We start from the raw sequence: 5,093 nt of genomic DNA, 5'->3' as shown, positions 1-5,093 counted from the left end.
ACCACCGTTATCTTTCAATTTAACTGTAATAGTCGCATTTCCATTGGCATTTGCTGTTGGCTTATAAACCAAAATTCCATCAGATGTGATGCGGGGTTGGACTTCAAATAATGGGTTATTGCTATTGGTGACGACAAACTCAACAGTTTGGTTAGACTCGTTATTTGCACCAGAGGAAATTTTTGTTGCCCAATTATTTATTGTTTGTAATACAGCATCTTCATTAACGGTTTGGTCTTGTCCTTTGGTAAAGGTTGGTGTATCGTTAACTGAATTAATTGTAATCGAGAAAGTTTGGATATCAGAAGTATCAACTCCACCGTTATTAATCCCACCATCATCCTTAATTTTGACACTAATTATGGCTGTACCGCTTGCATTATCAGCAGGTTTGTAGGTTAGAGTTCCATCAGGGGAAATGCTTGGTTTTTCAGCAAAAAGTGCATCATTATTAGTACTAACAATAAAAGTCGGTTTTTGTTGGGTTTCATTATTTGCACCCATTAAAATCCGAGTTGCCCAATCTTTTATAGTTTGTAATCCTCCATCTTCATTTATTGTTTGATTTCCCCCTTTAATAAAGCTGGGTACATCATTAATAGAAGTAACTCTCACACTAATAGAATCAGTATCTGTTTGTGCTGAACCTGTTCCTGTACTACCTAAATCGTTGGTGATAATTTGAATTTTGGTATCACCATTAAAATTGGCATCTGGTCTAAATATTAAACCATTGAGGGCTGTATTAATATTGTTGATAGTACCAGTCAATTTGAGATTAGCGGTTTGATTCCCAGCTATCTCAACGCTGTTATTATTAATAATAGTGAAAATTGCATTAGTTGTAGTCAGATTAACTTCGACTTTGTTTGTACCTGCATCTACATCACTAATCGTAATAGCATTATTTTTAGTAACTGAAAAAACAATACTTTCATCTTCATTAATTGTATATGAATCACCAAGAAGCTTATTAATAGGTGCATCATTAATGGAATTTACTTTAATCGTAAAAGTTTGCGAAGTGGATATATCATTTCCACCATTCGTAATCCCATCATCATCTTGCAATTGCACAGTCACAGTCGCTATTCCGCTAGCATTCTCTGCTGATTTGTATGTCAAAGTTCCATCAGTAGTAATACTCGGTTGTTCGACGAATAAGGCTTTGTTACTATTAGAAACAATGAATTTTAGCTTTTGCTGCGCTTCATTTTCTGCACCTGCATTAATATTAGTTGCCCAATTAGAAATACTTTTTTCACCCGCATCTTCATCTACAATTTGGTCAATCCCTTTGACAAAACTAGGTGAATTATTAACAGGATTAATTGTAATCTCAATCGTGTCCGTATCTATAAGTTCTCCACCTATTCCCGTATTCCCTAAATCGTTAGTGACAATTTGAATTTTGCCGTCACCATTAAAGTTTTTACTTGGTTTAAAATTCAATCCATTGAGTGAAGTATTTATTGCTGTTACAGTTCCCCGAATAATGACATTACCTGTCATATTCCCCTCAATTTTCACATCCTGAGAACTAGTAACCAGAAGATTCCCATTAGTTGCAGTTAAAGTAACTTGAATTTCATTATTTACCGCATCAATATCACTGATACTAATGATATTCCCATTATCCTTTGAAAAAACTATAATCGTATCTTCATTAATAGTTTGAGAATCCGGTACATTATTAAAAGGTGCATTATTAATTGCTTTAATAGTCGCATTCACCGTATCCACTGCACTACTAAAAGCAGTAATACCGTCATTGTTAGTAGTATTCGCTTTTTCCCCATTCAAACTATTATCCGTACCATCCCAAGCACGGAAAGTCAGATTTGCCTCACCACTAAAATTCGTCTGTGGTTGGAAATAAATGCGAGTTGTACTATCTGCTGTGAGTAATAGAGAATCTTCAACAGAAACCGAATTGAAACGATTCCAAACCACACCATCAGCACTGTAAAACCAAGTACCATTAGTCGAATCTGCCGCAGTAATAGCAATTCCCGCAACAGCATCTTTATCCGCATCAATAACGTTATCCAAACCACCTTTAACTATACTCAAATCCACCAAATCCGATACCAAAGTTCCCACATCTCCCACAGGTTCCCCAGCATCTTCATCCACAGTAACTAACTTAGGATTTTTTGTAGTATCTAATACAGGTGCATCATTAATTGGCTTAATTGTAATTGTCGCTGTGTCAGTCTCACTACTAAAAGCAGTAGTTCCCCCCAATACCCTCAGTGAGTTATCTACAGCGCTACCATTAATACCAGTTGTCTGATCCCAAGCGCGAAAACTAATCCCAGACGTACCGTTATAGTTGACTCGTGGTTGAAAATAAATTCTTGTAGTACTATCTGCTGCGAATAAACGAGTACTCGACTCCAACGCAAATAATTGATTCCACTTTGCACCACTATCTAAACTGTAAAACCAACTACCATTATTATTATCAGTACCAATTACAGCAATCCCCGTCACAGCAGCTACATCCGCATCACTGATATTACCCGTAGTAGTATCTAAATTAACTAATTGCGATACCAAAGTTCCCACAGCACCAACTGGAGAACCAGTATCCTCATCAATCGAATTTAATTGGACATCGCGATCGCTCAAAATTGGTGCTGTGTTCCCTGTACTGCTAGCACCCAAAAACGATGTATTAGTAGTAGTCAGAGAATTTAGCGGTTCCAAATTCAAAGCAGTAGCTGACTGACTATTTAAGTTAGATAAGTTACTTGGTTCCATTAGCTTATACCTATTTATGCTCTTACTTCAAAATTCAAATCGACATAGCAAAGCTAGACTTACACCAGATTTTTTATACTCTGTACGCAAATCAAATATTTTTTATCCACGCGATATCAAGTGATATGCGATCGCATTACCTAGCAGAAATCCCTCGAATTAGGTTGTAATTTTTTTACAATTAAACACTTAAGTAAGGACGAGGTTATTATTCCCAATCTCTGGCAGGAAATTAACATGGGCAGAAAAAATCTATAATCTTAGAGGGATGAAGAAACCCGATTGCAGCGTCAGGGAACACCAAGAAATAAATTCAAATTTTTGTTCTAGGGGTCTCCCCCCACCCTTTCAGATGGTATAGTGATAGACCGATTGGGTATTTTATTTTCTGCAAGTCCTCAAATAAAATATATATTAAGAGGGTGGGGAGACCCCACCCCTACGATTCGGGAATGTTTTTTTGGTGCGATCGCTCAAAATATTGATACAGGATATCGGTATCCAAGGAAATACCGGGCATTCAATGTTTTTTGGTGCGATCGCATAGAATATTTATGCTTAACCCATTTTTCATAACAAACATTCGATATAAATCATCTTGACATCCCCAAACCATAAGGGTAAATTTATAAATAACGGTTGTTCAATATAAAATGGAGATAGAAAGAGATTCTAAATACGTACCATGCCAAAGATTGTTGACCATGATTTATACCGCAAGGAGTTATTAGACAAATGTTTCGATTTATTTGCTGAAAAAGGTTATGCATCTGTTACGATGCGGCAAATTGCTCAAAGATTAGGAGTCTCCACGGGAACGCTATATCATTATTTTCCGAATAAACAGGTATTATTCGAGCATTTAGTCGAAGATATGGTGCAAAGGGATATATTAATAGCGACTGCGGATTGGGAAAAATTGAAGACACGACAAGAGCGTGCAGAAGCATTAGGAAAATATTTTAATAGTAACCTTTCCTACCACATTAAAAATAGTTATTTGATGATTGATTTTTCCCAACATCAAGACTCTAAAGTGTATCAAAATAGAGAATTTTGGCAGCGTTTATGCGAGCGATATAAAAGCGTAATTTATGATTTTCTAGGTGTAGAAGACCCGATTTTAGCAGATTTTGTCATGTGCTTTGTTGATGGGGTAATTTTAGAAAGGTTACTAGGAATTGATACAGTTGATGTTGTGAAGCAATGCACATTATTAGGAAAAATGGTGACAGCTTACTTAGAAAATATAAACTTGACAAATAATAATTAAACCTCCGCGAACCTCTGCGTTTAAAAACAAATATCTGGGAATAATAAACATTATATAACCACCAATTCACAAAGTAATAAACAAATACTATAGAGGGGAAAAATTATGAGTTTAAAAATATCTCTCAAACCACCTAGTAATGGATGGATAATTGGTTTAATAATTGCTGCGACTGCCGTAACTGGTGGAGTTTTATATTACGGAGCTTCCCAATTTGGACTTTTGAGTAAACCCCAAAAAGAAGTTCTAGAAACATTACCAGAAGTCCAAAAAGTCACAGCATTAGGACGTTTGGAACCAGAGGCAGAAATAATTAAACTATCTCCTCCAATACCTTTAGATGGTGACAGAATAGCTAAAGTCTTGGTAAAAGAAGGTGATACAGTCAAATCTGGACAAATTATCGCCATCTTAGATTCCAAAGATAGATTACAGGATGCTGTATTAGTCGCACAAAAACAGGTTGCGATCGCACAATCCAAACTCGCACAAATCCAAGCTGGGGCAAAAACGGGACAGATTCAAGCGCAGAAAGCAACGGTAGGAAGATTAGAAGCGCAAACTGTAGGTGATAAAATTGGACAACAGGAAATAATCGCCAGATTGGAAGCACAATGGTTAGGTGATAAACAAGCACAGCAGGAAAATATTGCCCGTTTAGAAGCGCAATTACAAGGTGATAAACAAGCGCAGCAAGCGACTATTAAGCGGTTGGAAGCTGAATTAAATAATGCGGAATCAGAATATCAACGCTATCAACAATTATCTCAAGAAGGGGCAATTTCTAATTCTTTATTCGATGGAAAGCGTTTGAGTGTAGAAACAGCAAAACAGCAACTCAATGAATCTAAAGCCGTTTTAAACCGGATTGGTACAACTAGTAATAGACAAATTAGCGAAGCAAAAGCGGTATTAAGACGAATTGATGCGACAAACAGCAAACAAGTCAGCGAAGCCAAAATTGCTTTAACTCGAATTAATGCGACTGGAAACAAACAAATTAGTGAAGCTTCGGCAACTTTAAATAGTATCGCCGAAATTCGTCCTGTTGATA

General features: G+C 36.5%; 4 protein-coding genes. 3 read left to right on the top strand and 1 reads right to left on the bottom strand.

Annotation, left to right across the window (positions count from 1 at the left end):
- On the bottom strand, window positions 1-2,766 hold a 2,766-nt coding region (locus tag CK510_RS26050; protein WP_143289446.1), incomplete at its 3' end, for a beta strand repeat-containing protein.
- A gap of 360 nt (window positions 2,767-3,126) precedes the next feature.
- On the opposite strand from CK510_RS26050, the gene CK510_RS31240 reads away from it, so the two are divergent.
- From CK510_RS31240 to CK510_RS26040, 3 genes are all read left to right on the top strand, one after another.
- A complete protein-coding gene (locus CK510_RS31240) occupies window positions 3,127-3,342 on the top strand; it encodes a hypothetical protein (RefSeq protein ID WP_143289445.1) in 216 nt (71 codons plus the stop codon).
- 109 nt (window positions 3,343-3,451) lie between these two features.
- On the top strand, window positions 3,452-4,039 hold the full coding sequence (locus CK510_RS26045; RefSeq protein WP_095724437.1) for a TetR/AcrR family transcriptional regulator: 588 nt from the start codon (window positions 3,452-3,454) through the stop codon (window positions 4,037-4,039).
- Between the two features lie 105 nt (window positions 4,040-4,144).
- Window positions 4,145-5,093, top strand: a 949-nt coding sequence (locus CK510_RS26040) for a biotin/lipoyl-binding protein (protein ID WP_095724436.1), incomplete at its 3' end; no start/stop codon positions are given.

Origin of the sequence: Brunnivagina elsteri CCALA 953, assembly GCF_002289455.1 — a bacterium.
GTDB classification, from domain to species: domain Bacteria; phylum Cyanobacteriota; class Cyanobacteriia; order Cyanobacteriales; family Nostocaceae; genus Brunnivagina; species Brunnivagina elsteri.
Note: the sequence above shows the minus strand (reverse complement) of the source record. Positions and strands in the feature narration are given on the sequence as shown.

Bases quoted from the DNA above. Each gene is read 5' to 3' on its own strand.
- CK510_RS26045 (WP_095724437.1), top strand. From the start codon at position 3,452: ATGCCAAAGATTGTTGACCATGATTTATACCGCAAGGAGTTATTAGAC.